Annotated in this window: 31 protein-coding genes and 1 pseudogene; 16 read left to right on the top strand and 16 right to left on the bottom strand. The window is 59.8% G+C overall.

Annotated elements, in window-relative coordinates; all coding sequences use genetic code 11:
- Positions 1 to 9 precede the first annotated feature (9 nt).
- Both serS and cysG read left to right on the top strand, forming a co-directional pair.
- Positions 10 to 1290, top strand: coding sequence for a serine--tRNA ligase (gene serS / locus ACVVH8_RS18570; protein ID WP_212809447.1), 1281 nt, complete (start codon positions 10 to 12; stop codon positions 1288 to 1290).
- Entirely contained in the window at positions 1291 to 2685 is a 1395-nt protein-coding gene (gene cysG / locus ACVVH8_RS18565) for a siroheme synthase CysG (protein ID WP_475225498.1), read from the top strand.
- Between the two features lie 148 nt (positions 2686 to 2833).
- On the opposite strand, the gene ACVVH8_RS18560 is transcribed toward cysG, so the two are convergent.
- From ACVVH8_RS18560 to ACVVH8_RS18525, 8 genes are all read right to left on the bottom strand, one after another.
- On the bottom strand, positions 2834 to 3835 hold the full coding sequence (locus ACVVH8_RS18560) for a glutathione S-transferase family protein (protein ID WP_475225496.1): 1002 nt from the start codon (positions 3833 to 3835) through the stop codon (positions 2834 to 2836).
- Between the two features lie 92 nt (positions 3836 to 3927).
- The gene (locus ACVVH8_RS18555; RefSeq protein ID WP_315448929.1) at positions 3928 to 4929 is read right to left on the bottom strand and encodes a glycosyl transferase family protein; all 1002 of its coding nucleotides are present in this window, start codon (positions 4927 to 4929) and stop codon (positions 3928 to 3930) included.
- Entirely contained in the window at positions 4926 to 5261 is a 336-nt protein-coding gene (locus ACVVH8_RS18550) for a TusE/DsrC/DsvC family sulfur relay protein (RefSeq protein ID WP_212809439.1), read from the bottom strand. Before ACVVH8_RS18550 ends, ACVVH8_RS18555 begins: the two co-directional genes overlap by 4 nt.
- Positions 5258 to 5551 carry a sulfurtransferase complex subunit TusB gene (gene tusB / locus ACVVH8_RS18545; RefSeq protein ID WP_475225494.1) on the bottom strand — a complete coding sequence of 98 codons (294 nt, stop codon included), beginning with the start codon at positions 5549 to 5551 and terminating at the stop codon, positions 5258 to 5260. The genes ACVVH8_RS18550 and tusB overlap by 4 nt, the downstream gene beginning before the upstream one ends.
- Complete coding sequence (tusC, locus tag ACVVH8_RS18540) at positions 5551 to 5907, bottom strand: sulfurtransferase complex subunit TusC (protein ID WP_475225492.1); 357 nt, start codon at positions 5905 to 5907, stop codon at positions 5551 to 5553. Before tusC ends, tusB begins: the two co-directional genes overlap by 1 nt.
- Position 5908: 1 nt before the next feature.
- Positions 5909 to 6301 carry a sulfurtransferase complex subunit TusD gene (gene tusD, locus ACVVH8_RS18535; protein ID WP_315448924.1) on the bottom strand — a complete coding sequence of 131 codons (393 nt, stop codon included), beginning with the start codon at positions 6299 to 6301 and terminating at the stop codon, positions 5909 to 5911.
- 105 nt (positions 6302 to 6406) lie between these two features.
- Positions 6407 to 7111, bottom strand: a complete 705-nt coding sequence (locus ACVVH8_RS18530; RefSeq protein ID WP_475225490.1) for a YoaK family protein — start codon at positions 7109 to 7111, stop codon at positions 6407 to 6409.
- 25 nt (positions 7112 to 7136) lie between these two features.
- Complete coding sequence (locus ACVVH8_RS18525) at positions 7137 to 7466, bottom strand: DUF6388 family protein (protein WP_103306783.1); 330 nt, start codon at positions 7464 to 7466, stop codon at positions 7137 to 7139.
- Between the two features lie 134 nt (positions 7467 to 7600).
- Between ACVVH8_RS18525 and ACVVH8_RS18520 the strand changes: the two genes are divergently transcribed.
- Positions 7601 to 7951 carry a hypothetical protein gene (locus tag ACVVH8_RS18520; protein ID WP_100845748.1) on the top strand — a complete coding sequence of 117 codons (351 nt, stop codon included), beginning with the start codon at positions 7601 to 7603 and terminating at the stop codon, positions 7949 to 7951.
- Positions 7952 to 8050: 99 nt separating this feature from the next.
- Here ACVVH8_RS18520 and ACVVH8_RS18515 read toward each other — a convergent pair whose 3' ends face one another.
- The gene (locus ACVVH8_RS18515) at positions 8051 to 8476 is read right to left on the bottom strand and encodes a GNAT family N-acetyltransferase (protein ID WP_401298828.1); all 426 of its coding nucleotides are present in this window, start codon (positions 8474 to 8476) and stop codon (positions 8051 to 8053) included.
- A 148-nt stretch (positions 8477 to 8624) separates the two neighbouring features.
- On the opposite strand from ACVVH8_RS18515, the gene ACVVH8_RS18510 reads away from it, so the two are divergent.
- From ACVVH8_RS18510 to ACVVH8_RS18495, 4 genes and pseudogenes are all read left to right on the top strand, one after another.
- Entirely contained in the window at positions 8625 to 9062 is a 438-nt protein-coding gene (locus ACVVH8_RS18510) for a hemerythrin domain-containing protein (RefSeq protein ID WP_315448916.1), read from the top strand.
- A 222-nt stretch (positions 9063 to 9284) separates the two neighbouring features.
- Complete coding sequence (locus ACVVH8_RS18505; RefSeq protein WP_212809432.1) at positions 9285 to 9920, top strand: lytic polysaccharide monooxygenase auxiliary activity family 9 protein; 636 nt, start codon at positions 9285 to 9287, stop codon at positions 9918 to 9920.
- 43 nt (positions 9921 to 9963) lie between these two features.
- Positions 9964 to 10962, top strand: a pseudogene (locus ACVVH8_RS18500) (chitinase); the annotation flags it as partial.
- Positions 10963 to 11117: 155 nt separating this feature from the next.
- A complete protein-coding gene (locus ACVVH8_RS18495) occupies positions 11118 to 11708 on the top strand; it encodes an NUDIX domain-containing protein (protein WP_103306761.1) in 591 nt (196 codons plus the stop codon).
- Positions 11709 to 11819: 111 nt separating this feature from the next.
- Here the strand turns inward: ACVVH8_RS18495 and ACVVH8_RS18490 are convergent, their stop codons facing one another.
- The gene (locus tag ACVVH8_RS18490; RefSeq protein ID WP_315448912.1) at positions 11820 to 12335 is read right to left on the bottom strand and encodes a methylated-DNA--[protein]-cysteine S-methyltransferase; all 516 of its coding nucleotides are present in this window, start codon (positions 12333 to 12335) and stop codon (positions 11820 to 11822) included.
- A gap of 153 nt (positions 12336 to 12488) precedes the next feature.
- Between ACVVH8_RS18490 and ggt the strand changes: the two genes are divergently transcribed.
- From ggt to ACVVH8_RS18475, 3 genes are all read left to right on the top strand, one after another.
- Positions 12489 to 14216 carry a gamma-glutamyltransferase gene (ggt, locus tag ACVVH8_RS18485; protein WP_475225487.1) on the top strand — a complete coding sequence of 576 codons (1728 nt, stop codon included), beginning with the start codon at positions 12489 to 12491 and terminating at the stop codon, positions 14214 to 14216.
- A 67-nt stretch (positions 14217 to 14283) separates the two neighbouring features.
- Complete coding sequence (locus ACVVH8_RS18480; protein WP_212809426.1) at positions 14284 to 14817, top strand: cysteine hydrolase family protein; 534 nt, start codon at positions 14284 to 14286, stop codon at positions 14815 to 14817.
- 194 nt (positions 14818 to 15011) lie between these two features.
- Positions 15012 to 16025, top strand: coding sequence for a lysozyme inhibitor LprI family protein (locus ACVVH8_RS18475; protein WP_475225484.1), 1014 nt, complete (start codon positions 15012 to 15014; stop codon positions 16023 to 16025).
- Between the two features lie 67 nt (positions 16026 to 16092).
- Here ACVVH8_RS18475 and ACVVH8_RS18470 read toward each other — a convergent pair whose 3' ends face one another.
- Complete coding sequence (locus ACVVH8_RS18470; RefSeq protein WP_475225482.1) at positions 16093 to 16737, bottom strand: TetR family transcriptional regulator C-terminal domain-containing protein; 645 nt, start codon at positions 16735 to 16737, stop codon at positions 16093 to 16095.
- Positions 16738 to 16879: 142 nt separating this feature from the next.
- Between ACVVH8_RS18470 and ACVVH8_RS18465 the strand changes: the two genes are divergently transcribed.
- The gene (locus ACVVH8_RS18465) at positions 16880 to 17338 is read left to right on the top strand and encodes an N-acetyltransferase family protein (protein ID WP_475225479.1); all 459 of its coding nucleotides are present in this window, start codon (positions 16880 to 16882) and stop codon (positions 17336 to 17338) included.
- A gap of 118 nt (positions 17339 to 17456) precedes the next feature.
- Positions 17457 to 18092: a hypothetical protein gene (locus tag ACVVH8_RS18460; RefSeq protein ID WP_103306755.1), complete on the top strand. Its 636-nt coding sequence runs from the start codon at positions 17457 to 17459 to the stop codon at positions 18090 to 18092.
- A 40-nt stretch (positions 18093 to 18132) separates the two neighbouring features.
- On the opposite strand, the gene ACVVH8_RS18455 is transcribed toward ACVVH8_RS18460, so the two are convergent.
- Together ACVVH8_RS18455 and ACVVH8_RS18450 are read right to left on the bottom strand one after the other, a co-directional pair.
- On the bottom strand, positions 18133 to 18678 hold the full coding sequence (locus tag ACVVH8_RS18455) for a hypothetical protein (RefSeq protein ID WP_212809416.1): 546 nt from the start codon (positions 18676 to 18678) through the stop codon (positions 18133 to 18135).
- 107 nt (positions 18679 to 18785) lie between these two features.
- Positions 18786 to 19088, bottom strand: coding sequence for a DUF7693 family protein (locus ACVVH8_RS18450; protein WP_212809414.1), 303 nt, complete (start codon positions 19086 to 19088; stop codon positions 18786 to 18788).
- Between the two features lie 158 nt (positions 19089 to 19246).
- Between ACVVH8_RS18450 and ACVVH8_RS18445 the strand changes: the two genes are divergently transcribed.
- On the top strand, positions 19247 to 20692 hold the full coding sequence (locus ACVVH8_RS18445; RefSeq protein ID WP_475225477.1) for a SulP family inorganic anion transporter: 1446 nt from the start codon (positions 19247 to 19249) through the stop codon (positions 20690 to 20692).
- A 118-nt stretch (positions 20693 to 20810) separates the two neighbouring features.
- Here the strand turns inward: ACVVH8_RS18445 and ACVVH8_RS18440 are convergent, their stop codons facing one another.
- The gene (locus ACVVH8_RS18440) at positions 20811 to 21323 is read right to left on the bottom strand and encodes a carboxymuconolactone decarboxylase family protein (RefSeq protein WP_475225475.1); all 513 of its coding nucleotides are present in this window, start codon (positions 21321 to 21323) and stop codon (positions 20811 to 20813) included.
- A 130-nt stretch (positions 21324 to 21453) separates the two neighbouring features.
- Here ACVVH8_RS18440 and ACVVH8_RS18435 point away from each other — a divergent pair, with 130 nt between their 5' ends.
- Positions 21454 to 22269, top strand: coding sequence for a cupin domain-containing protein (locus tag ACVVH8_RS18435; RefSeq protein ID WP_475225472.1), 816 nt, complete (start codon positions 21454 to 21456; stop codon positions 22267 to 22269).
- Positions 22270 to 22272: 3 nt separating this feature from the next.
- Here ACVVH8_RS18435 and ACVVH8_RS18430 read toward each other — a convergent pair whose 3' ends face one another.
- Positions 22273 to 23166 (bottom strand): DMT family transporter, encoded by an 894-nt coding sequence (locus ACVVH8_RS18430; protein WP_475225470.1) that lies wholly within the window; start codon positions 23164 to 23166, stop codon positions 22273 to 22275.
- Positions 23167 to 23256: 90 nt separating this feature from the next.
- Between ACVVH8_RS18430 and ACVVH8_RS18425 the strand changes: the two genes are divergently transcribed.
- Both ACVVH8_RS18425 and ACVVH8_RS18420 read left to right on the top strand, forming a co-directional pair.
- A complete protein-coding gene (locus tag ACVVH8_RS18425; RefSeq protein WP_475225468.1) occupies positions 23257 to 24588 on the top strand; it encodes an aminotransferase-like domain-containing protein in 1332 nt (443 codons plus the stop codon).
- 88 nt (positions 24589 to 24676) lie between these two features.
- The gene (locus ACVVH8_RS18420; protein WP_475225465.1) at positions 24677 to 25060 is read left to right on the top strand and encodes a c-type cytochrome; all 384 of its coding nucleotides are present in this window, start codon (positions 24677 to 24679) and stop codon (positions 25058 to 25060) included.
- Positions 25061 to 25081: 21 nt separating this feature from the next.
- Here the strand turns inward: ACVVH8_RS18420 and ACVVH8_RS18415 are convergent, their stop codons facing one another.
- A complete protein-coding gene (locus ACVVH8_RS18415) occupies positions 25082 to 25972 on the bottom strand; it encodes a LysR family transcriptional regulator (protein ID WP_475225462.1) in 891 nt (296 codons plus the stop codon).
- Between the last annotated feature and the right edge of the window lie 41 nt (positions 25973 to 26013).

Genomic DNA, 26013 nt, shown 5'->3' with positions numbered 1-26013 from the left:
GAAACCGACATGCTCGATTCCAAACTGTTACGTAGCAACCTTCAGGACGTAGCGGACCGCCTGGCTTCCCGTGGCTTTGCCCTGGATACCGCGCGCATCGAAGCGCTGGAAGAACAGCGCAAGACCGTCCAGACCCGCACCGAAGCACTGCAGGCTGAGCGTAATGCGCGTTCCAAATCCATCGGTCAGGCCAAGCAGCGCGGCGAAGACATCGCGCCGCTGATGGCGGACGTCGAGCGCATGGCGGGTGAGTTGAGCGCCGGTAAAGTCGAGCTGGACGCGATCCAGACCGAACTGGACTCGATCCTGTTGGGCATCCCGAACCTGCCGCACGAATCCGTTCCGGTCGGTAAAGATGAAGACGACAACGTCGAAGTGCGCCGCTGGGGCACCCCGACGACCTTCGACTTCGAAGTCAAAGATCACGTTGCACTTGGCGAGAAGTTCGGCTGGCTGGATTTTGAAACCGCCGCCAAGCTCTCCGGCGCACGTTTCGCGCTGTTGCGTGGCCCGATCGCCCGTCTGCACCGCGCTTTGGCGCAGTTCATGATCAACCTGCACGTCAACGAGCACGGCTACGAAGAGGCTTACACGCCTTATCTGGTTCAGGCCCCGGCGCTGCAAGGCACCGGTCAATTGCCGAAGTTCGAAGAAGACCTGTTCAAGATCGCCCGCGAAGGCGAAGCCGATCTGTACCTGATCCCGACTGCCGAAGTGTCGCTGACCAACATCGTTGCCGGCGAAATCGTCGACTCGAAACTGCTGCCGATCAAGTTCGTGGCGCACACGCCGTGCTTCCGTAGCGAAGCCGGTGCGTCGGGCCGTGACACGCGCGGCATGATCCGTCAGCACCAGTTCGACAAGGTTGAAATGGTCCAGATCGTTGAGCCATCGACTTCGATGGAAGCGCTGGAAGGCCTGACCGCCAACGCCGAGAAAGTCCTGCAACTGCTGGGTCTGCCTTACCGCACCCTGGCACTGTGCACCGGCGACATGGGCTTCGGCGCGGTCAAGACTTACGATCTGGAAGTGTGGATTCCGAGCCAGGACAAGTACCGCGAAATCTCGTCGTGCTCCAACTGCGGCGACTTCCAGGCCCGCCGTATGCAGGCGCGTTTCCGCAACCCGGAAACCGGCAAGCCTGAACTGGTGCACACCCTGAACGGTTCCGGCCTGGCGGTGGGCCGTACCCTCGTTGCCGTGCTGGAAAACTACCAGCAGGCCGACGGTTCGATCCGTGTGCCGGACGTACTGAAGCCGTACATGGGTGGCCTTGAGGTCATCGGCTAAATGAAATATCTGCCGCTGTTTCACAACCTGCGCGGCAGTCGTGTGTTGGTCGTCGGTGGGGGGGAGATTGCCTTGCGCAAATCCCGCCTGCTGGCCGATGCCGGTGCGCTGCTGCGGGTGGTCGCACCTGAAATTGAAACGCAACTGCGCGAACTGGTCGCCGCCTCAGGTGGTGAATGCGTGTTGCGCGGTTACGTCGAAGCGGATCTGGACGGTTGCGGGCTGATCATTGCCGCCACCGACGATGAAACGCTGAATGCGCAAGTCTCCAGTGATGCCCATCGGCGCTGCGTGCCGGTCAACGTGGTCGACGCGCCGCAGTTGTGCAGCGTGATCTTCCCGGCGATCGTCGACCGTTCGCCGCTGATCATTGCGGTGTCCAGCGGTGGCGATGCGCCGGTGCTGGCGCGGCTGATTCGCGCCAAGATCGAAACCTGGATTCCGTCGACCTACGGTCAGTTGGCCGGGCTCGCCGCACGTTTCCGCAATCAGGTTAAAAACCTGTTTCCGGATGTGCAGCAGCGTCGCGGGTTCTGGGAAGACGTTTTTCAGGGGCCGATTGCTGACCGGCAACTGGCCGGGCAGGGCACCGAAGCCGAGCGTCTGCTGCAAGCCAAGATCGATGGCGAAGCGACAATCACCACCGGTGAGGTGTATCTGGTCGGCGCCGGCCCGGGTGATCCTGATCTGCTGACGTTCCGTGCTCTGCGGCTGATGCAGCAAGCCGACGTGGTGCTGTACGACCGCTTGGTGGCGCCAGCGATTCTTGAGTTGTGCCGTCGCGATGCCGAGCGGGTTTACGTCGGCAAGCGTCGCGCCGATCACGCGGTGCCGCAGGATCAGATCAACCAGCAACTGGTCGATCTGGCCAAGGCCGGCAAGCGTGTGGTGCGGTTGAAGGGTGGTGATCCGTTTATTTTCGGCCGTGGCGGCGAAGAGATTGAAGAGTTGGCCGCGCATGGGATTCCATTCCAGGTGGTGCCGGGGATTACGGCGGCCAGCGGTTGCGCGGCGTATGCCGGAATTCCGCTGACCCATCGTGATTACGCGCAGTCCGTGCGCTTCGTTACCGGGCATTTGAAGGACGGTTCCACCGATCTGCCATGGGCCGACCTTGTCGCCCCGGCGCAGACGCTGGTGTTCTACATGGGCCTGGTGGGGTTGCCGGTGATTTGCGAGCAGTTGATCAAGCACGGTCGTGCGGCGAATACCCCGGCGGCGCTGATTCAGCAGGGAACCACGGTCAATCAGAGGGTCTTTACCGGCACGCTGGCGGATTTGCCGCGACTGGTGGCGGAGCATGAAGTGCATGCGCCGACGCTGGTGATCGTTGGGGAAGTGGTGCAACTGCGCGAAAAACTGGCTTGGTTTGAAGGGGCTCAGGCGCAAGTCTGAAAACCGGGTTGAACGCAATCGCTGGCAAGCCAGCTCCCACAGGTTTTATGTTGAAGCTGCAATCATCAGCATCACGCAAATCCCTGTGGGAGCTGCGGTGCGACGATTCGACCTGCCAGCGATTGGGCCTTCAAAAACGGTACAAATCTCAGCCCCGGCGCCAAACCCCTTTGCCAGCCAACCGCGCCCGATCATGGGCAACGCTGAAATCCTGCTCCGGCCCCTTCGGCACAATGCCCGTCGGATTGATGGTCTTGTGGCTGCCGTAGTAGTGATTTTTGATGTGCTGGAAATCCACCGTCTCGCCAATCCCCGGCATCTGATACAGCTCACGCAGCCAGTTCGACAGATTCGGATAGTCGGCAATCCGCCGCAGGTTGCACTTGAAGTGGCCGTGATACACCGCGTCAAAACGGATGATCGTGGTGAACAGGCGAATATCCGCTTCAGTCAGGTACTCACCACTTAAATAACGGTTGGCACCAAGCACCCGCTCCAGATGATCCAGTTCGGCAAACACTTCGTCGAAGGCTTCTTCATAAGCCTGTTGCGAAGTCGCAAAGCCTGCGCGATACACGCCGTTGTTCACCGCCGGATAAATCCGCTCGTTCAACGCGTCGATCTCACCGCGCAGCGGCGCCGGGTAGAAATCCAGATCGTTGCCGGTCAAGTCATCGAACGCGCTGTTGAACATGCGGATGATCTCCGCTGATTCATTGCTGACGATGCGTTTGAGCTGCTTGTCCCACAACACCGGCACCGTCACGCGACCGGTGTAATCGGCCGTGTCAGCGGTGTAGCGCTGATGCATGAAGTCAAAACCGTCGAGCTTGTCACCGGTCGAGCCGAGCGCCGTGTCGAAGGTCCAGCCGTTTTCCAGCATCAGCCAACTGACCACCGACACGTCGATCAGACTTTCCAGGCCTTTGAGTTTGCGCAGGATCAACGTGCGGTGCGCCCACGGGCAGGCGAGGGAAACATAAAGGTGATAGCGCCCGGCCTCGGCGGCAAAACCGCCTTCGCCACTCGGGCCGGGCTGGCCGTCAGCGGTCACCCAGTGGCGACGCTTCGCCTGTTCGCGCTGGAACGCTCCATCCTTGCTGCTTTCGTACCACTTGTCCTGCCAGCGGCCATCGACTAACAAACCCATGTTCAAGACTCCTGAGAACCAATAATCATTGGAGCCGAGTCTATTCCGATGAGTTCGAACAAAAAGCGCAAAGATCGGGCGCGAATGATCGGTTAAATCGATTTGTCCCGCGCGGCCCAGTATTGCTCGGCGGTTTCGAAAGCCTGTTCACGGCTTTGCCCCAGACCTCGCAGCGCCAGCGCCATGGTCGAGATCAGCGCCATTTGCGGATAGCTGTCGACTACCTCGCCGCGCCACACCGCTTTCAAATGCTCGATGTCCAGCGAGGCTGGTTTGACGTGGCGTTGTGCCGACAGCTGTGGCCATTCTTCGTCCCAGCTTTCGCCGCCGCGAGTACCGTAGAGATGGCTGTCGGCATCCGGGTTGATCTCGATTTCGCCGCCATCGCCTTTCACCACAATCGCGGTATCGCCCAGCAAGCCGCTGGCATCACGGTGCACGGCCTGATAGCCGGGATGGAAGATGCTTTGCAGCCCACAGCGGGCGCCCAACGGGTTGAGAATCCGCGCCAGCGAGTGGATCGGCGAGCGCAAACCCATGGTGTTGCGCAGGTCGATCATCTTTTGCAGCTGTGGCGCCCAGTCCATCAGCGGCATAAACGCGAGGCCACCGTTGTCCAGCGCGTCGCCGACCTGCTGCCAGGTGCGGCACAACGGGATGTTCAGCTCTCCCAGCAACTGTTCCGTGTACAGGCGCCCGGCGGTGTGCGCGCCGCCGCCGTGCATGAAAATGCGCACGCCGTTCTGTGCCAGGCATTTCGCCGCCAGCAGATACCACGGCAGATGGCGCTTTTTGCCGGCATAGGTCGGCCAGTCCAGATCGACGTTCAGTGCCGGCGCCTGCAAACGAGCGCGCAGGGCCTCGGTGAAACCGGCCATTTCCTCGGCGCTTTCTTCCTTGTGCCGCAGCAGCATCAGGAAGGCGCCGAGCTGGGTGTCCTCGACTTTGTCGTCGAGCACCATGCCCATGGCTTCGCGGGCCTCTTCTCGGGTCAGATCGCGGGCGCCGCGCTTGCCTTTGCCAAGGATTCGCACGAATTGGGCGAACGGATGTTCGGCAGGCGTTTCGAGGGTCAGCGCTGGGAAGTCGGTCATAAGCAATTCGTCGGTTTGGGCAGGCCCGCCAGTTTCGCGGCGAGTTTGGCAGGGGTGCCTTTGAACAGTCGGTTCAGGTGCAGGCTGTTGCCTTTGTCCGGGCCGAGTTTCAGCGCGGTGTACTTGATCAGCGGGCGGGTCGCCGGGGACAGCTGGAACTCTGCGTAAAAGCTGCGCAGCAGTTCGAGGATTTCCCAGTGGTCGGCAGTCAGTTCGATATCTTCGGCGGCAGCGAGGGCGCTGGCGACGTCAGGCGACCAATCGCTCAGCTCAACCAGAAAGCCATCCTTGTCCAGCTCGATGGCGCGGGCGCCGACGGTCATGGAATTCATAGCCAGCTGTTGACCTTGTCGTGGTGGATCGTCAGTTCGACGAAGGCCGGGTAATCGATGGCTTCAGCCCAGTCCGGAATCGACACGGCGCGGGCCTGCACGTCTTCCTCCAGCACGAACAGTTTTATCTGGCGGCTTTGCAACGCCGCAAACGGCGCGGTATCCGGTTGCAGTGCGTAAACCGCGTCACCGCTCAGCAGCAAAGCATCAGCGCTACCGATCAAACGCAGGCAACTGGTCAGGCGATCGTCGCCGAACGGGGAATGAGACAACACATGCAAAGTCGGCATCAGAGGGTGATCACCTGGTCGTAACGGTCAATAAGGGCGGTGATTTGCTCGGCGGCGAGCGGTTGTGCTTCCTCCAGCGAGAGGTTTTTCAGCCCTCGATCGCTGGCGCTGTCGGCGCAGTAAAACAGCTCTTCGACACCGAACATCGGCAGTGCTTGCAGGTTGGCGCTGAGGTCTTTCTGCTGCAAGGCCTTGGCGTTCTGCCCAGCGGCCAGTTGCAGCACGCCGTCATCCATAAACAGCAGACCGATCGGCAGATCGAAGGCGCCGCCGGCCAGCACGATGTCCAGCGCTTCGCGGGCACCGGGGCCGGACCATGGCGATTGACGGCTGATGATCAACAGGGATTTGGCCATCTCACGCACCTCCGAAACAGATCAGGCGATCGGCGTCTTGCACCGCATCATGCAACTGACCGAGGCCGGACAATTCCCACGGCGCACTGACCGACACGGCCTCACGCTGATAGCGTTTGGCTTCTTCGTCGTTGAGCACACCTCGGCGCAGGGCCGCGGCGATGCACACCACGCCATCCAGCTTCTGCTCGCTGATGAACGTGCGCCATTGCTTGGGCAAGTCCAGTTCATCCTGCGGGGTGACCACCGCGTCGGAGGCGTTGTAGACGCCATCCTGATAGAAAAACAGCCGGACAATCTCATGCCCGCCGGCCAGCGCAGCTTGCGCAAACAGCAGGGCACGGCGCGAGGAGGGCGCATGGGCGGCGGAAAACAACGCGATGGCGAACTTCATGACGGACTCGATCAGCAAAACTGCGGCCATGATAAAGCTTTATCGGGGTAGCGGCGAAACCCAAGTTGTGTACGCGCGCCCACAGTGAATTAATCTCGGTAACAGTCAGCGTGGCATATAGCCGAGTTGCCAGCGCCGCGGGATTTTCAGAGAGAGCAGTCCGATGATCGCCGCCAGCACACCACTGACGAACATCGCCTTGAGCCCCAAGTGATGTTCCAGCACGGCGCCAAGAATCGCGCCGATAAACATCCCGCTCCACGGCACCAGTTGCACGCGCCAGCCACTGCGCCGCTCGCCGAGCATCCACCGGCCCAGTCCACGACCAAACCGCGACAACGCCCCGGTGACATAGGTCAGCCCGACCGGCAGACCATTCACCTCTTCGACCGACGCATTGAGCATGCCCATGGCGATGATCGCCGCCAGCAGTGCCGGTAGTTGCGAGTCAAACGGCCAGGCTGCCGCCGCGCAGAGCAGGGTGGCGATGCACAGCAGCAGCGGCAGCGCCCGTCGTCCGCCGAGGCGCGCGACAAGCACGCCCAAGGCATTACCGGCAATAAAAGTCGCGACAAGAATCACCAGACGCACGGTCAGCCCGAGGTCGCCATCACTGATCGCCACCGCCAGCCGCGTGGTGTTGCCACTCATGAACGAGACGAAATCACCGCTGGCCATAAAGCCGATGGCGTCGGTCATCCCGGCCAGTACCGACAGGCTGGCCACCAGCGCCAGACCCACGCGGCCACGCCATTTCTGCGTGTGCAGATGGCCGGGGCTGGCCCGGTGAGTCGAGGCGGAAGGCAGCATCGTCGATTGTTTCCTTGAGCGGCGGTTACGGTTCTATTCCATACAGATCGCAGTATTCCAGCCACTCCATGCCGGCCATTTCCGCTACTTCGCGGTGCACCTCAAGACGCTGGGCCTGATATTCCTCGGGCGAATCGGCCGTCAGTTTCAAAGTCAGTTCCCAGGCGAATAACCCGAGGCTTTCTGCTTCCTCCTCAAAGGCTTCGTGCAGACGCTCTTCGCGATACTGCGCCTGGGTTTCACCCTTGGCTTGGGCCAAAAGCGGATTGAGATGATCAAGCGTTTCGCGCAATTCGGGGCGTTGATCGAGAAACAGTTTCAGAGCGTGTTCATGTCGCTGATCGGTAGGCGCCATGGGTTTTCCTTGTGAGGCTGATGACCTTAGGTTGCCGCAGCGGCCTGCGCGTGTCGCGCTATAAATGCAGTAAAGCAGAACGATTTCTGCTGCTGCGGTGATACAGTCCGCTTTTTTCTGAATGAGCGAATGCAATGCGAATTCTGATGGTGGCGCTGGCCGCGACGGTGCTGGCCGGTTGCGCGGGTTCGGTGATGGACGATGCTCGCACTAAAACTCCCTACAAAACCCTGACCTCGGACAAGCCTGAGAAAGTCGTCGCCCAGTGCGTGCAATTCGCGTGGCAGGACGAAGCGGTGTTCGGTGTGGATGCCGGGGCTTATCTGCAACCGGGCAAAAAGGGCGGTTCGACGGTCTACACGCGTTCGGCGGAGTCGTTTGTCGATGTCAGCACGCAGGCGTCGGGCACGGCGTTGAGTTACTACGCGCAGAAGGATGATTTCGTGGCCAAGCGTCGTTTGGCGGCGTTGGCGACTTGCCTTTGATGATGCGTTGAGGCGGCTTGCGTCTTCGCGAGCAGGCTCGCTCCCACAGCAATGCATTTCAAGGTGGGAGCAAGCCTGCTCGCGAAGGGGCCGTCAAATTCAATCCATCAAGCGCTTCTGGAAAAAATGCCGCTTGTGCCCCGGCGGATAATCGACGATTTCACCAAACTGGCTGAACCCCAGCTTCTGATAAAACCCCGGCGCCTGAAAGTCGAAGGTGTCCAGCCACATGCCCAGGCAATTCTTCTCTCTGGCCAACGCTTCGGCCATGGCCATCAGTTCCGAGCCAATGCCCCGTCCCCGGCCCTGTTCGGGCACTGACAGCAACTCAATGAACATCCACTGAAAAATCACACGGCCATACAAGCCGCCAAGGATCACGTCGTGGTCATCGCGCACCATGAGGGCGAACGGTTCTGACTTTGAGCCCCCCGTTTTGGCATCGTTATACGCAATCAGGGGCAGGAGAATGGCTTGGCGTTGTTCGTCGGTGGGGTTTTGCGACAGCTCTATGCGCAAGTTCATGCATGACTTCCTTGTGGTGAGAATCCGCAGCCTATCCTGTGCAGGGGGCGTCTTCCAAGCCCCGCTGCAACCCGGTGGAACCGCCGCGCACGCGCTGCGGTCTAGCCTTAACAGCGTCATTCCAGAACGCGGTTGATGAGGACACCCCATGAACATTTTCGAAGCCCTTCGCGAAAGCCATGATCGCCAGCGCACCTACGCCAAAGCCCTGATCGAGACCAGTGGCGATACGCCGGAGCGCGTCGAGGCCTACAAGCAGCTCAAAGCCGAACTGCAAGCCCACGAAACCGCCGAAGAACGTCACTTCTATATCCCGCTGATGGAGTTCGACAACGGTGTCGATCTCAGCCGTCACGCCATTTCCGAGCACCACGAAATGGACGAGATGATGGAAGAGCTGGACGAGACCGAGATGTCCAGTCCGGCGTGGCTCGCCACGGCGAAAAAGCTTTCGGACAAGGTCCACCACCACCTCAAGGAAGAAGAGCAGAAGTTCTTCCAGATGGCCGGCAAATTGCTCAACGAAAAACAGAAAGTGCAGCTGGCCGGTCAGTACGAAAAGGAGTTTCAAGCACAACTGCCATGAGTAGACAATGCGGGATTTCACAACTTCGACGTGTACGTCTTTGGCTATACGTCGAGTGCGAGCTGTCGCAATAAGCTGTATATCCATCCAGTATTTTCGGTGTTTTGCGAATTGTGACCGGGCAGACTGCGACAAAACCGCCGATGGACAAAAAATCCCCCTCCGTTAGCTTGAAGGCCTCTCCTCGGGAAGGAGAGTTCTTAAATCAACGGAGTGAAAAACATGAATCAGGCAAATCTGGAAACCCAACTGCGACATGGTCGCGTCACCTCTCCAGCGAGCCGTGGCTCGGTGGCCATCGATCTCGGGTTGCTGGCCGGTTGGCAGGTCAACGAAATGGAAGGCGGCAAGAACTTTCCGGCACTGGCGGCCGGGCCGTTCCCGGCGCCCTATGGCAGCGACAGTGACAGCGTCACGCCGCCCACTGACGGCTACATTCTCAGTGGCGGCAAGTCCGACGCTCGCGATTGCGTGAACTTCACCAGTGAGGAAATGAGCAAGAAGCTCAATCGTCCGTTCGCCTGGCCGTTGCTCAACGTCACCGCGGGCCAGACCCTCAAGGTCAACTGGGTGTACACCGCGGCGCATACCACCCGTGGCTACCGCTGGCTGATCACCAAGGATGGCTGGGATCCGCAGCAGCGCATCACCCGTGCGCAACTGGAGGCGCAACCGTTTTTCGAAGACTTCTACACTCAGGTTCCGTACTACAGCCACGCGGGTGAGATGAAGGCCAAGGTCGATCACGAAGTGAAACTACCGGCCAACAAGAAGGGGCATCACGTCATCGTACTGATGTGGATCGTTGCCAACACCGGTAACGCCTTCTATCAGGCCTTCGACGTCGACTTCAAATAACGGCGCAGCGTCGCCCAATCCACACGTTCTGAAGGATTAGAACATGTCAAAAATCGACTTCACTTTATTGCAGAATGCGGCGACCGATGCGGCTTCGCTGATGCCGAGCATCGCCGGCAAAAAGATCCTCATGGGCTTCTGGCACAACTGGCCGGCGGGACCCAGCGACGGCTATCGGCAGGGCCGGTTTGCCAGCATCGCGCTGGAGGATGTACCCAAGGAATACAACGTCGTCGCCGTGGCCTTCATGAAAGGCAGCGGGATTCCGACCTTCAAGCCGTTCAACGTTTCCGATGCCGAGTTTCGCCGCCAGGTCGGCGTGCTCAACAGTCAGGGGCGGGCGGTGCTGATTTCCCTGGGGGGCGCCGATGCGCACATCGAGTTGCGCAGCGGTCAGGAGCAACCACTGGCCAATGAAATCATCCGCCTGGTGGAAACCTACGGCTTCGATGGTCTGGACATCGATCTTGAACAGAGCGCGATTGATTTCGCCGCCAACAAGACCGTGCTCCCGGCTGCGCTGAAACTGGTCAAGGATCACTACGCCGGCCAGGGCAAGCACTTCATCATCAGCATGGCCCCGGAGTTTCCGTACCTCACCAGCAACGGCAAGTACGTCGGTTACCTGCAAGCGCTGGAAGGCTACTACGATTTCATCGCACCGCAGTTCTACAATCAGGGTGGCGACGGGGTCTGGGTGCCGGAGGCCAACAACGGCGCCGGCGCGTGGATCGCGCAGAACAACGATGCGCTGAAAGAGGATTTCCTCTATTACCTGACCGAAAGTCTGGTGACCGGCACTCGAGGGTTCACGAAGATCGCGGCGGACAAGTTCGTCATCGGCCTGCCCGCCAACGTCGACGCTGCCGCCACCGGTTATGTGATCGACAAGACCGTCGTCGGCAATGTGCTCAAACGGCTGGCGATCAAAGGGCACCTGATCAAAGGCCTGATGACCTGGTCGGTGAACTGGGACAACGGCGTCAGCAAGGATCGTGTGCCGTACAACTGGGAGTTCAGTCGGCGCTACGGCCCGCTGATCACGGGCGTGCAGGCAAGCACGCCAGCAGTGGATGAAACGCTGTCGCACATGGCCCGTTAATCGCCAATAAAAAGCCCGGTAGCGCTGCCGGGCTTTTTTTGTGGGTTCGATTGATCGACTATGGACGCTTTCTGATGACAAAAGGATCAGGCGTCATGTCCAACACAGCCGAGCGGGTCAACATCATCGATACCGAGGTGTTGTCCCACGACTGGTATCTGTTGAAGAAAGTCACCTTTGACTATCACCGCAATAACGGCGAGTGGCAGCGCCAGACCCGCGAGGTGTATGACCGAGGCAATGGCGCGGCGATTCTGCTGTTCAATCGCGAAAAGCGTTCAGTGGTGCTGACCCGCCAGTTCCGCCTGCCGGTGTTCGTCAATGGCCATGACGGCCTGTTGATCGAAGTGGCGGCGGGGTTGCTGGAAGGTGCTGCGCCGGAGCAACGTATTCGTGATGAAGCCGAAGAGGAAACCGGCTATCGCGTGCACGACGTCAAGAAGGTGTTCGAGGCTTACATGAGCCCCGGTTCGGTCACTGAGAAACTGCACTTCTTCATTGCCGAGTACGACTCGGCGTCGAAAGTCGGCAACGGTGGCGGTCTGGAAGAAGAGACTGAAGAGCTGGAAGTGCTGGAGTGGGGGTTTGACGAGGCATTGGCGGCGTTCCAGCGCGGTGAGATCTGCGATGCCAAGACCATCATGCTGCTGCAATACGCGGCGATGAATAATCTGTTTACCGACTGAATATCATTGTGCCGAGGGAGCTTGCTCCCGCTGGGCTGCGCAGCGGCCCCAAGATTTTGCCAGTGCTGCGCACTGGAGCGGGAGCAAGCTCCCTCGCCACAAACGCGGAGGCTAAAACAGATCCCCCGTTCGACCTACCTCCGACCACTGGCTACCCTCTAGCCTCAACAACCGCTCCTTCGCTTCAAGCCCCCCGGCAAACCCGGTCAATTTCCCCGACGCCCCGATGACCCGATGGCACGGCGCGACTATCGAAATCGGATTCCGTCCGTTCGCCGCTCCCACTGCGCGCACCGCACTCGGATTGCCGATCTGCTCGGCAATCTGGCTGTATGTGCGAGTCTCCCCAAAAGGAATGGTCAGCAACGCCGCCCACACCTTTTTCTGAAAATCGGTGCCGGCAAAATCCAGTTCCAGATCGAAGCAATTGCGCGTCCCGGCAAAATATTCTTCCAGCTGTCGTGCTGTGTTGATCAGGACCGGATTATCCGGTGCCTCACTCATCGGCCCCAGACGCACGCGGTTCGGTTTGTCGTTTTCCCAGAGGATGGCCGCCAGTCGTGAACCGTTCGCGACCAGCTTCAGCTCGCCGACCGGCGAGGGCAGGGTGATGAACGTGTAGGGCATCGGGAAGAACTCCGGATCGGCACGGTAACGACGCCCAGCATACTGGCTGATCGGGGAGGCGCAAACCGTAAAGCCGACCATACTGCTTGTTGCTCTTGAAGCGTTCCCCTCTGTTTTGCACAGACCCTGAAAACAAAAAAAAGAGATCGACTCATGAAGTACGAACCTTTGGCCAAATCGCTGATAGCGACCTCACTGGCACTCAGCTGTCTCATGGCTCACGCTGCCTCGGTGGCACCGGTTGCGGCGGAAAACGGCATGGTGGTCACCGCGCAACATCTGGCCACGCATGTGGGCGTCGATGTGTTGAAACACGGCGGTAACGCCGTCGATGCGGCGGTCGCGGTGGGTTATGCGCTGGCGGTGGTTTATCCCGCAGCGGGCAACCTGGGTGGCGGCGGATTCATGACCATTCAACTGGCAGACGGGCGCAAGACCTTCCTCGACTTCCGTGAAAAAGCCCCGCTGGCCGCGACGGCCAACATGTACCTCGACAAGGACGGCAACGTCATACCGGACCTCAGCACCCGTGGCCATCTGGCGGTTGGCGTGCCGGGCACCGTGTCCGGCATGGAACTGGCGCTGAGCAAGTACGGCACCAAACAGCGCAAGGAGATGATCGCCCCGGCGATCAAATTGGCTGAAGACGGTTTCGAGTTGCAGCAGGGGGATGTCGAACTGCTCGAATACGCTACGGATGTGTTCAAAAAGGACATCCGCGATTCCGGTTCGATCTTCCTGAGTAATGGTGAGCCAATGCAGGTCGGGCAGAAACTGGTGCAGAAAGACCTGGCAAAAACCCTGCGCACCATCTCTGAAAAAGGTGCCGACGGTTTCTACAAAGGCTGGGTCGCCGACGCCATCGTCACCTCCAGTCAGGCCAACAAAGGCATCATCACCCAGGCCGACCTCGACAAATACAAAACCCGTGAACTGGCCCCGGTGGAATGCGATTACCGTGGCTACCACGTAGTTTCCGCACCACCGCCAAGCTCCGGCGGGGTGGTGATCTGTCAGATCATGAACATCCTTGAAGGCTATCCGATGAAGGATCTGGGCTTCCATTCGGCCCAGGGCATGCACTACCAGATCGAAGCGATGCGTCACGCTTATGTCGATCGCAACAGCTATCTCGGCGATCCGGATTTTGTGAAAAACCCGATCGAGCACCTGCTCGACAAGAACTACGCGACCAAGCTGCGTGACGCGATCCAGCCACAAAAGGCTGGCGTCTCGGCCGAGCTGAAACCCGGCGTCGCGCCCCACGAAGGCAGCAACACCACGCACTATTCGATCGTTGACAAGTGGGGCAATGCAGTCTCCGTCACCTACACCCTCAACGACTGGTTCGGCGCAGGCGTGATGGCGAGCAAGACCGGGGTGATCCTCAATGACGAAATGGACGACTTCACCTCCAAGGTCGGCGTGCCGAACATGTACGGGCTGGTGCAAGGCGAAGCCAATGCCATTGCTCCGGGCAAGGCGCCGCTGTCGTCGATGAGCCCGACCATCGTCACCAAGGACGGCAAAGTGGTCATGGTAGTCGGCACCCCGGGCGGTAGCCGCATCATCACCGCCACCTTGCTGACCATGCTCAATGTCATCGACTACGGCATGGGCTTGCAGGAAGCGGTCGATGCGCCACGCTTCCACCAACAGTGGATGCCGGAAGAAACCAACCTAGAAGACTTCGCCGCCAGCCCGGATACCCGGAAGATCCTCGAAAGCTGGGGCCACAAGTTCGCCGGTCCGCAGGACGCCAACCACATTGCCGCGATCCTGGTGGGCGCGCCGTCGCTGGGGGGTAAACCGGTCGGCAAAAACCGTTTCTACGGCGCCAACGATCCACGGCGCAATACCGGGTTGTCATTGGGTTACTGAGAGGCGTAAAAAAGGGGGCGGACGCCAGTCCGTCCCTGTCTCAAGGAATGATCAAGGAAGGCTCATCATGACCACCGCATTACTGATCATCGACGTCCAGCGCGCCCTGTGCTCGGGCGAATACCAGTGTCACGACATCCACCGTGTGATCGACACCATCAACGACCTCAGCACCCGCGCACGCAAGGCCGGGGTTCCGGTGGTGCTGATTCAGCATGAGGAAAAAGATAGCCCGCTGGCTCATGGTGCCGATGGCTGGCAACTGGCCGTAGGTTTGGAGACATCCCCGCAAGATCTGCGCGTAAGCAAAACCACCCCGGATTCGTTCTACCAGACCGACCTGCGCAAATTGCTGCCGACCGAAGATTTCGAGCGATTGGTGATCTGCGGTCTGCAAACCGATTATTGCGTCAACGCCACCGTGCGTCAGGCCCATCAGTTGGGGTACGACGTGGTGCTCGTCGCGGATGCGCATTCCACCCTCGACAACGGCAACATGAGTGCCGAAGACATCATCGCCGAACACAACAAGGATCTGGCACACCTCACCGGCTCTGTGGCGCGGATCGATGTCAAACCTGGCGCAGACATTGCGTTCTAACCCCCGATTGCCTGTGGGAGTGGGCTTGCTCACGGAGGCGGAGTGCCAGTTACCGAGGATTTGCCTGACCGGACGTCTTCGCGGGCAAGCCCGCTCCCACAGGGATCTGCGGCGGCTGAAACCTTTGTGTCCAGCGAGGATTTTCGTCAGCAGCACTGGCATACTGCCCGCCGTTTGAAGAATGGATTCTGTCGATGCCCGTTTTCACCCTCCGTCATGCCTTGGCGCTGACCACCCTCGCGTTTGCCTGCGCCACCCACGCCAGCAGTTTCGATTGCGCCAGTGCTTCGAGTAAAACCGAAAAAGCCATTTGCGCCGATCCATATCTGTCGCAACTGGATGAGCAACTCGCCGAACGCTGGGGTTCTACTCTGGCCAAGGTTCCCGATGCCAAGGCGCTCAAGACTGATCAACGGCAGTGGCTGAAGAGCCGCAACGCCTGTGGCGCGCTGACTGCCTGTTTGCGCCGTCAGTATGTGATGCGTCTGGCCGAACTGGAGCATGCTGTTCAGCCGTTCAGTTGGGATGCGACCTGGCAACTCATTCCTTCTCGAACATCAACGGCAGCCACGCTGACCACGCATCGCCGCGACGCTGCGCACATTACGTTTGATATCGCGGCGGGAGAGGGGGCCAACTCCGGCGACCTCGACGGCACCGCTGAACTCAAGGACGGCGAAGCACATTACGTAGAAGGCGAGTGCGCGTTGAGTTTCACCCCCCTGAACGGCGTACTGAACATCTCGCAAGCCGGCTCCGATGCCGACTGCGGCGCCGGAATGGGCGTGTTTTACGCCGGCACTTACGTCGCCTCGGAGCAACCACTGACGCTCGATTACGACATGCTCAGCCTTGGTCTGGCGCGCAACCCTGAAGAAAATCAGATCCTGCACGCTTTGCTCAAGGATGATTATCAAAAGCTGGTGGAGTTCTCCGGCAATTTGCATATCGGTGATCCCTCAACCGATATACCGGGCAGTCAGGTCGTGGAAATGTGGATGCGAGGCCTGGGCGGCACCGGCATCATGATGAGCACAACCGATCAGCGTTTCTGGATCATCATGCTGACCTACGGAGCAAACGGTCAGGAGCGAATGCGCTATTACACCAACGCTGCGAAATGGAAAGGACGTCTGCCCGACGTTTTGCAAGCCTGGTACCAACGCACCAACGGCAATCGTGGGATTCCTTTGGACCACATGCCCTGACGCTGTGGCGAGGGGATTTAGCGGAACGTCGCACCGCCCGATGGCTACGCAGCAGTCCCCAATCCCCTCAAGTAGCAAACAAAACCCCACGAATTTCCCCAACCCGCGGTGTCACCACCACACCCTCCAGCACCATTCGCGTAATCGTCTCTGCCGCTGTTTGATAGTCCTCATCCAGCGGCACCTCGCGCTGCATGATCCGGCCCATCTGCCAGCCGATATTGGTATACGTGCGGGTCGCCGACCAAATGAACAGCATCAAATGTTCAGGATCCACCGGCGCCAGCAAGCCACGGTCGATCCAGCTGCGCAGGCACTCGACATTGCGCCGCGCTTCAGCGTGCAACAGATCGCGGCACTCATCCGGCAACTGCCGCCCCCCGAGCAACAATTCACCGCTGAACACCTTGGCAATCGACGGGTGCTCGCGGGCGATACGAATCCGCGCAGCGACATAGGCACGCAAGCCAATCAGCGGATCGTCGCTTTCACGCAGCACCGCCGACGCCTCCAGCAGCGGCTCGACAAAACCCAACAGCACCTTGCTGTAAAGGTTTTCCTTGGACTGGAAGTAGTAATACAGATTGGCCTTGGGCACCCCGGCACGGGCCGCGATGTCGCGGGTCTGGGTGGCGTCGAAGCCCTTGGCGGCGAACTCTTCACTGGCAGCGGCAAGGATCAACTGTTCGTTGCGGACTCGAATAGCGCTCATGGACACACGAAAGTAAAAGACGACATAAACAGATTCTGGCGATTTCGGTTTCGCAATATACAAAACTATATAGCGGTGAAGCCAGCACACTCGACAGACAGCGCTATGCTGGTTCGATCATTTATGCAGGCGAGGAGGGGATATGACTATTCGGGCACTGCGGGCGAACGCGACTCATCTGGATGCGGTGGCGCCGTTGTTCGACGCCTACCGGGGGTTCTATGAACAACCGTCGAACCTTGAGCAATCGCGCGCCTTTATCGCCGAGCGTATGGCGGGCAACGAATCAGTGATTTTTCTCGCTGAGGATGAACACGGTGAAGGGCTGGGATTCGTGCAGTTGTACCCGACGTTTTCGTCCATCGACGCCCACCGCACTTGGTTGCTCAGCGATCTGTTCACCGCGCCTTCCGCCCGTGGGCGTGGCGTCGGCAGGTTATTGATGAACACAGCCCGCGACTTTGCCCTGGAGACGGGCGCCAAGGGACTGGTGCTGGAAACGGCGATCGACAACTTCACCGCCCAGGGTTTGTACGAGTCGCTGGGCTATGTGCGAGACACCGGCTACTACACCTACCTGCTCGATTTGCGCCGAGGCTGAGTCGAAATTTTTGTCTTTTTCTCTTTCCCCCGACGCCGGCTCTCTCTAGAATCCGCCCGGCCTCCGCAATGGAGGCTCATTGCCATCATTTGGCGTTGTTCAAATAGGGACGGACATCATGCAATTCGGGAAAATCCTGGCGCTGGGCCTGGTAATGGCGCTCGGCGGTTGTGCCAGTTTCACTAAAGACGAAGTGGCGCCGGTGACAATGCCGTCGATGGCCAGTTACGCCAACAAGCCTAACGTCTATGTCGATTTCGACTTCTATCAGGGCGAGCCGAAAAGCGCCTCAGCCGTAGAAGTGCCGCAGGCACGTGACCAGCTCAAGCCGGAGCTGCAAAAGATTCTGACGGATTCCGGTCTGTTCGGTCGTGTCACGCTGGATGAGTTCCAGAAGCAACCAGGCGACTACAGCCTGCGTCTGAAAATGTACAACCATCCGCCGAATGCCGGTTCGATGGTGCTGGGCTTCATCAGTGGTTTCAGCCTGGGGGTGATCCCGGCGTACGGCACCGATCAGTACACCATGAGCCTGGAAGCCGTGGACGGAACAGGTCAGGCCCTGACCACCGCCAGCAACCACGATGCGATCGGCACCTGGGTCGGTATCTGGTTCATTCCGCTGATGGGCAATACCCCGAAGGCGGCGGTCAACGACACGTTCGCCCGTCAGGTCAACGCGCTGCTCAAGCAAATGATCGACAACAAGAACCTGAAATACTCAGCGCTCGACTCCCGTATTCCACGGGCGTGACGCAAAAAAAAGAGCCGCAATCGCGGCTCTTTTTTTACCCTTATTTCAGGGCCTGGATGAACTGCGGATCGCTGTACAGATCTTTCAGCAAATCACGCAACATCGGGTTGTAAGCGTTGACCGCGTTCGGGATCGCAATGAAACCGAAGAAGCTGCTGCTCCACTGGCTGCTGACATCCTTGGTCGCGTCGTACACCACATCATTGCCATTGAGCAGGGTGAAACGTGCAGCAAGCTTGCCGCTACCTGTGCCCATGCCAGCGGTCATTTCATTCTTCACCACCAGCACTTTCAATTGTCGCTGGGCGTTAGGATCCAGCAAACCAGCCTTGCGCAGCTCTTCGGTGATTGCGTCCTGAATGTGCGCCGGGATGCTCCCGGACGGCGAGCGGATCGGGTTGGCGCGGACCATCAGCGAACCTTCACCGGTTTCGGCGGTGACTTGAGGATTGCTGATCGCGTGCAGCGGTGGGGTTTGCTTGAGCTTCTGCACGTTTTCGTAACTCGGCTCGTAGCGGGTCATGGTCATGCCACAGCCTTGCAGCAACAACGCCAGCATCGGGATCAACAACAGCGACTTCTTCACGGCAGTTCCTTGCGTGGGAATGTAGGGGGCGCGAATTATGGGCAGAGTGCCATCATCGAGCAACCGTGTTTACTCACTCGCAAGAAACATTTTCTCGCTGGGCAATATCAGCCTCGCTCAGCCAGCAAGTTTTCGATCTGCGCCAGTTCCCAGGTGCTGAGCAAACTCACCGGATCGGTACCGTAACGCTGCCAGGTGTCGAGCGCGCCTTCGTGGCCATTGTCGTCACGAGCGAATTCACAGTGATGCAACCGTTTACCTTCAAAATCCAGCAGCAAATGCCAGCCTTCGATCTCGACCGCGACAAGTCCGGCCTCGGCAGGCGCCGCGGACACCTGCAACGCAAGCACGCCAAGTGCGGCATCGCGCAGTCGTTGGCAAACCTCACGGGCGCTTAGAAACTCAGACATGTTTGAACTCGATGGATGCACAAGCGCGCCAGCATAAAGCGCATGTCGACGAGTGTCAGCGATCACTGGCCCCAACCCGGACAATTCCGTAACATCCGCCACCCTCTTTTTTGTGAACATCGCAGGCCGTGCTCAGCGGCCGCTCAATCAGGTAAGCCATGAAACCGATCCGTCTGCGCGCTGATGTCCTGGCCGGACTCACCACCTCGTTTGCCCTGTTGCCCGAATGCATTGCGTTTGCGCTGGTGGCGCACCTCAATCCGCTGATGGGCCTGTATGGCGCCTTCATCATTTGTACGCTGACCGCGTTGTTTGGCGGTCGGCCGGGCATGGTGTCCGGCGCGGCGGGATCAATGGCGGTGGTGATCGTCGCACTGGTGGTGCAGCACGGCGTGCAATATCTGCTGGCAACCGTGCTGTCGGGCGGGCTGATCATGATGGCCTTCGGGCTGTTGCGGCTGGGCAAACTGGTGCGCATGGTGCCGCACCCGGTGATGCTCGGCTTCGTTAACGGCCTGGCGATCATCATTGCCCTGGCACAACTGGAACATTTCAAAAGTGATGAGCACTGGCTCAGCGGCACGCCGCTGTACCTGATGACCGGCCTGGTGCTGCTGACCATGGCCATCGTCTACATCCTGCCGCGTCTGACCCGCGCTGTGCCGCCGGCGCTGGTGGCCATTCTCGGTGTGGGCCTGCTGGTTTATCTGTTCGGTCTGCCGACCCGCACCCTCGGCGACATGGCGCACATCGCCGGTGGCCTGCCGACTTTCGCACTGCCGGACATACCGTGGAACCTGCAAACCCTGAGCATCATCGCCCCGTACGCGATCCTGATGGCGCTGGTCGGCTTGCTGGAAACCCTGCTGACGCTGAACCTCACCGACGAAATCACCGAAACCCGTGGCTACCCGGATCGCGAGTGTGTGGCGCTGGGCGCGGCGAACATGGTCTCGGGCGCATTCGGCGGCATGGGCGGCTGCGCGATGATCGGCCAGACCGTGATCAACCTCAGCTCCGGCGGGCGCGGGCGTTTGTCTGGCGTGGTGGCGGGCGTGCTGATTCTGTTGTTCATCCTGTTTCTGTCACCGTTGATCGAGCGCATTCCGCTGGCGGCGTTGGTGGGCGTGATGTTCGTGGTGTCGCAGCAGACTTTCGCCTGGGCCTCGTTGCGGGTGGTGAACAAGGTGCCGCTCAACGATGTGCTGGTGATCATCGCCGTGACCACCATCACCGTATTCACCGATCTGGCCACGGCGGTGCTGTGCGGCATCATCATCGCTGCACTGAATTTCGCCTGGCAGCAGGCGCGCGAGTTGTACGCCGATGAACATCTGGAGGCCGACGGCAGCAAACTCTATCGCCTGCACGGCACGTTGTTCTTTGCCTCGACTACACCGTTCCTCAACCAGTTCGACCCGGCCAATGATCCCGCCAGGGTCACGCTGGATTGCCGGCATTTGAGCTTCGTCGATTACTCGGCGATCGCCGCGCTGAAAACCCTGCGCGAACGCTATGAGAAGGCCGGCAAGCATCTGCAGGTTTTTCATTTGTCGGAGCGCTGCAAGAAACTGCTCAAACGCGCCGGTGTCGATCACGACTGAACACCTCGTCTCCTGTAGGAACTGCCGAAGGCTGCGATCAGTTGATCTGAAAAGTCTCAAGATCAAAAGATCGCAGCCTCGTTCCACTCGACAGCTCCTACACGAGAAGGAGCCAGTTTCAGATCGCCGGGAAATCGATATCGGTCAGCGCTGTGTTGTTCAGGTAATTGGTCAGGGTCTGCACCGCCACCAGCGCAATCACTTCAATAATTTTGCTGTCGTCGATCCCGGCGGCGCGGGCGGCGGCGATGTGCTCGTCGCTCAAGTGGCCGCGAGTTTGCGTCAGTTGATAGGCGAGGGCGGCGTAGGCGTTGAGTTCGCCTTGACGCGCCGCGACGATGTCCTGCGCTGACAGCCCGGATTTACCGGCAAACAGGGTGTGCGCCGCCAGGCAATAATCGCAACCGTTGACCTGCGACGTGGCGAGGTACACCGCTTCTTTTTCCTTGGCACTCAGCGACGACTTGCCGAGGAGCGCCGAGGCTTGCACGTAGGTATCAAGGGCCACCGGGGCCTTGGCCAAAGTAGCGAACACGTTCGGCAGAAAACCGATTTTCTTCTTCACGCCTTCCAGTATCGGGCGAGTGGCGTCGGTGGCGGTGTCGAGGCTGATGGCGTTGATGCGGCTCATGATGACTCTCCGAAAGTCCGGTGCGAAGTGCGCCGGCGATGGAGTTGATGTTATTGAACGCGGCTGGTGCTTTGGCGGCAAATCGTCGAGGATATGCGACAGATCGTCCAGAACTGCTCCGGGAGTCGCCATGGATCGCCTGTCTACACTGCTCAGTCATTTCGGCGTCAATGCCGGCACCTTCCACAGCGGCGAGTTCTGCGGTATCAGCGTGCACGGGGGCGAGCCGAGTGGGCATGTGCACCTGTTGCAGGCGGGTGAGCTGCTGCTCCAGCCCGGAAATGAACGCGAGATTAGCCTGACCGAGCCTTCGCTGATTTTCTTCCCCCGACCGTTAGCTCACCGAATGTCGGCCGACGAGGCCATGGACACGAAACTGGTGTGCGCGACGCTGACATTCGACGGCGGCTCCGGCAATGCCTTGGCGGCGGCGTTGCCGGATTATCTGGTGCTTAAACTGACCGACATTCCGCAGTTGGGCGATACGCTGGAATGGCTGTTCAAGGAAGCTTTCGAAGGTCATTGCGGGCGTATGGCGGTGATGGATCGTTTGTTCGAATTGCTGGTGATTCTGTTGTTGCGGCATCTCATCAGCAGCCGCAATCAACAACCGGGGATGATGGCCGGGCTGGCTGATCCGCGCTTGTCCCGGGCCTTGAACCTGATCCACGAGCAACCGGCGAAATCCTGGAGCGTGGCGGATCTGGCCAGCGCCGCCAACCTCTCGCGCGCCGGGTTTGCCGAGCAGTTCCGCCGCGTCGTCGGCCAGACGCCGGCCGATTACCTGCTGAGCTGGCGGGTCAGTCTGGCGCAGAAACGCCTGCGCGAAGGCAAGCCGATTGCGTTGATTGCCGATGAAGTCGGTTATGAAAGTCCCTCGGCGCTGGCCCGGGCCTTTCGGCGCAAAACCGGGCTCAGTCCTCGGGAGTGGAAGGCAGGACTTTGACACTTATCTGGCAAATTTCTTCGCCCCGGCCACGCATAGAATCACGCCCAATGTCACTGCAAGCATGCCGACGCTGACGTGTTCATGCAGCAGTGTGGCGGCCAGTGCCAAGCCGAAAAACGGTTGCAGCAACTGCAACTGCCCAACCGCCGCAATCCCGCCTTGCGCGAGTCCGCGATACCAGAACACAAAGCCGATCAGCATGCTGAACAGCGCCACGTAGGCCAGACACAACCATGCCGTCAGGCTGATGTTGGCGAACGAGGCGGGCGCCAGCCACAGACTCGATAGCGCCATCACCGGCAATGACAGCACCAGCGCCCAGCAGATCACCTGCCAGCCACCGAGGGTCCGTGACAGCTTCGCGCCTTCAGCGTAACCGAGGCCGCAGACCAGGATCGCTGCGAGCATCAACAAGTCTCCGGTGGGTGACGCGGTCAGACCCTGAGACAGGGCGAAACCGACCACCAAGGCACTGCCCAGCAGCGAGAAAAACCAGAACACCGGTCGCGGACGTTCACCGCCACGCAACACGCCGAAAATCGCCGTCGCCAACGGCAGCAGTCCGACAAAGACAATCGAATGTGCCGACGTCACGTGTTGCAGCGCCAGCGCCGTCAGCAACGGAAAACCGAGCACCACACCCAGTGCGACAATGAACAGCGACAGCCACTGATGCCTTGCCGGAGGTCGTTCCCGAAACAACCCAAGTAACCCCACCGCCAACAGCCCGGCAATCGCCGCGCGCAACACGGTGAGAAACACCGGTTCGAATTCCAGCACCGCCAGCCGCGTGGCCGGCAGCGAGCCGCTGAAGATCACCACGCCAATGAAACCGTTGATCCAGCCGCTGGTTTTTTCCAGGGCCGGGGTGCCCAGGTTTGCAGTCCGTTCCATAAAAAGTCGCGCTCAAGGTGGGGTTGCTTTTGAAGCATCCTGGAGCCGAGAATCGGGACAATCAAATAATTGTCATGGATACATCCCACCATGCCGCGCTCGCGCTACAAGACTCTCGTTGACACGTTCGCGGCTGACATTCGCTCGGGGCGCCTGGTGCCCGGTACGCGATTGCCGACACACCGGCAACTGGCCGTCAGCGAAGGGCTGGCGCTGGTCACGGCCTCGCGGGTCTACGCTGAACTGGAGGCGATGGGCCTGGTCAGCGGCGAAACCGGGCGCGGCACCTTCGTGCGGGAAACCTCACTGGGGCCGGGGCAGGGTATCGATCAGAAGGACGTGGCGGTGGGCATGATCGACCTCAACTTCAACTACCCGTCATTGCCGGGGCAAGCGGATCTGTTGCGCACGGCGTTGCGGCAATTGGCGTTATCCGGGGATCTGGAGTCGCTGCTGCGTTATCAGCCGCACGCCGGTCGCCAGCATGAACGAGCCTCGGTCGCGCGACATCTATTGGCCCGTGGCGTAAAAGTCGAGGCCGAGCAAGTGCTGATCGTCAACGGCGCCCAGCAAGGGCTGGCGGTGACATTGATGGCGTTGCTCAAACCGGGTGATGTGATTGCGGCGGATGCGCTGACGTATTCCGGGTTCAAGGTCTTGGCCGAGGCACTGCATCTGGAGGTGGTGGCCATTGCGGTCAACGACCACGGGCCGGATCTGGCGGCGCTGGAAAAGCTTTGCCAAACCCGCCCGGTGCGCGCCGTGTACAGCATGCCGACGCTGCACAATCCGCTGGGTTGGGTGATGCCTTTAGAGCAGCGCGAGCAACTGGTAGCGATTGCCCGTCGGCATGATCTGACGATCATCGAAGATGCGGCCTACGCCTTTCTGGTGGAAAACCCACCGCGAACGCTGATCGACATGGCGCCGGAGCGAACGGTGTATGTCTCAGGTCTTTCCAAGAACATCGCCACCGGCCTGCGCGTCGGTTTCATCGCAGCGCCCGCACCCAGAGTACCGGCACTGGAGCGCATCATTCGCGCCACCACCTGGAACACGCCGGGCGTGATGACGGCGATTGCTTGCGGCTGGCTTGATGACGGCACCGTCACGCTGCTTGAAGAGCAGAAACGTCACGATGCCAAAGCTCGCCATGCGTTGGCCGCCGAGTTGTTGCAAGGGCTGACGTGCATCGGCCATCCGTTCTCGTATTTCCTGTGGCTACCGCTGCCGGAAGACGTGCGCGCCGATCAGATCGTCGTGGAACTGATGCACGAACAGATTTCAGTGACCACCGCCGAACCGTTTTCAGTGGCGCCGCACGTCCCGCATGCGATTCGTCTGGCACTCGGCTCGGTGGACATGGCGGTGTTGCGCCAGGCATTGATCACCGTCAGAAAGGTCATCGCCGCTTACCTGTAAAAAACAAACCTGTGGCAAGGCAGCAAGCTCTCTTGCCACAAAGTGTTAGCCTTTGCCCCAATTGCAATACATCGCTCTGGATCGCTAGATGAAAAACACCGCTTCACTGTCCCTCGCCTTGATCCTCACTGCTGGCCTGCTCACCACCACCGCCCATGCAGCGGGCGATCCCGAAGCCGGCGCGAAAATCTTCCCGCGCCTGTGCGGCGGTTGCCATCAAGTCGGCGAATCCGCCCGCCCTGGATTCGGCCCGCAACTCAACGGCATCATCGGCCGGCCCGCCGGGACCTCGGCGAACTACGTGTATTCCGATGCGATGAAAAACTCCGGCGTGACCTGGGATCCCGAAACATTGAAGGCCTATCTGAAAGATCCGAAAGGCGTGGTGCCCGGGACGCGGATGATTTTCTGGGGGCTGAGTGATGAGGAAAAACTCGAAAACCTGCTGGCATATCTCCAGACTTTCCCTTAAGTAACGATCCTGCGACAACTCCTACACGGGAATCGGGTTGATGGCCTGTTCAGCAAACCAACTCATGATCAATGCGCATTGGGGGTGCGAAACCGCGGAGGATTGTGGGCAAAGCGAGTAGATCCCCCCGGTTTTTAATGGCTGCCCAAACGGCACCACCAACACCCCGCGCTCGATCGACTCCGCCGCCAGCGTCATGTCCGTCACTGCCACGCCCAATCCCCGCGCCGCCGCATCCAGTGCCAGCTCATCGAGGTTGAACGGGATGTGCCGGTAATCCTCCAGCGGTTTTCCCTCATTCGCCGCCAGCCATTCGATCCAGGCTTGCCGGTCCGCCGAACGATGCAGCAAGGCGAAGCGCGACAATTCGTCGACCGAACGCGGGGCGTTTTTCAGGTTGGGTGAACACACCGGCACCAGCATTTCCTCGAACAGCGTCAGGCACTCCGCATCACTCGACGGCTGCGGCAGATAAACAATGTACGCATCACTGTCGTTGCCCGGCTCGACGACTTCGGTTGCGACCGTCTCGATCGCCAGCGACACCTGCGGATGACTCAGATAGAAGTCGCTGAGTTTGGGCAGTAGCCAGCGCACAGCCAGCGATACGTGCATGCGGATACGGAACGGACGCTTCTGCGGGGCGAGGCGTTCTTCGAGGGTTTTCAGTTGTTCAAGGATGCTGCGGGCGCTGGCCAGCACCTGTTCGCCCTCGGGAGTCAGGCGCAGGTTGCGACTGGTCCTGATGAACAGCGCGACGTTGAAGTGGCTTTCCAGTTGCTGGATTTGTCGGCTGACAGCGCTTTGGGTCAGGCACAACGTCTGCGCAGCGCTGGTGAAGCTGCCGCAGCGGGCCACTTCGACCAAGGCTTGCATGGCTTGCAGAGAGGGTACGTGGCGAATGTTATCCATGCGTTTTCAGAATGGCTCGATGATTTTATAGCGTTGGTCGG

The sequence above is a fragment of the Pseudomonas trutticola BRTCR10 genome (genome assembly GCF_056155105.1).
The sequence above is the reverse complement of the archived record's forward strand: the minus strand, read 5'-3'. Positions and strand labels throughout refer to the sequence as shown.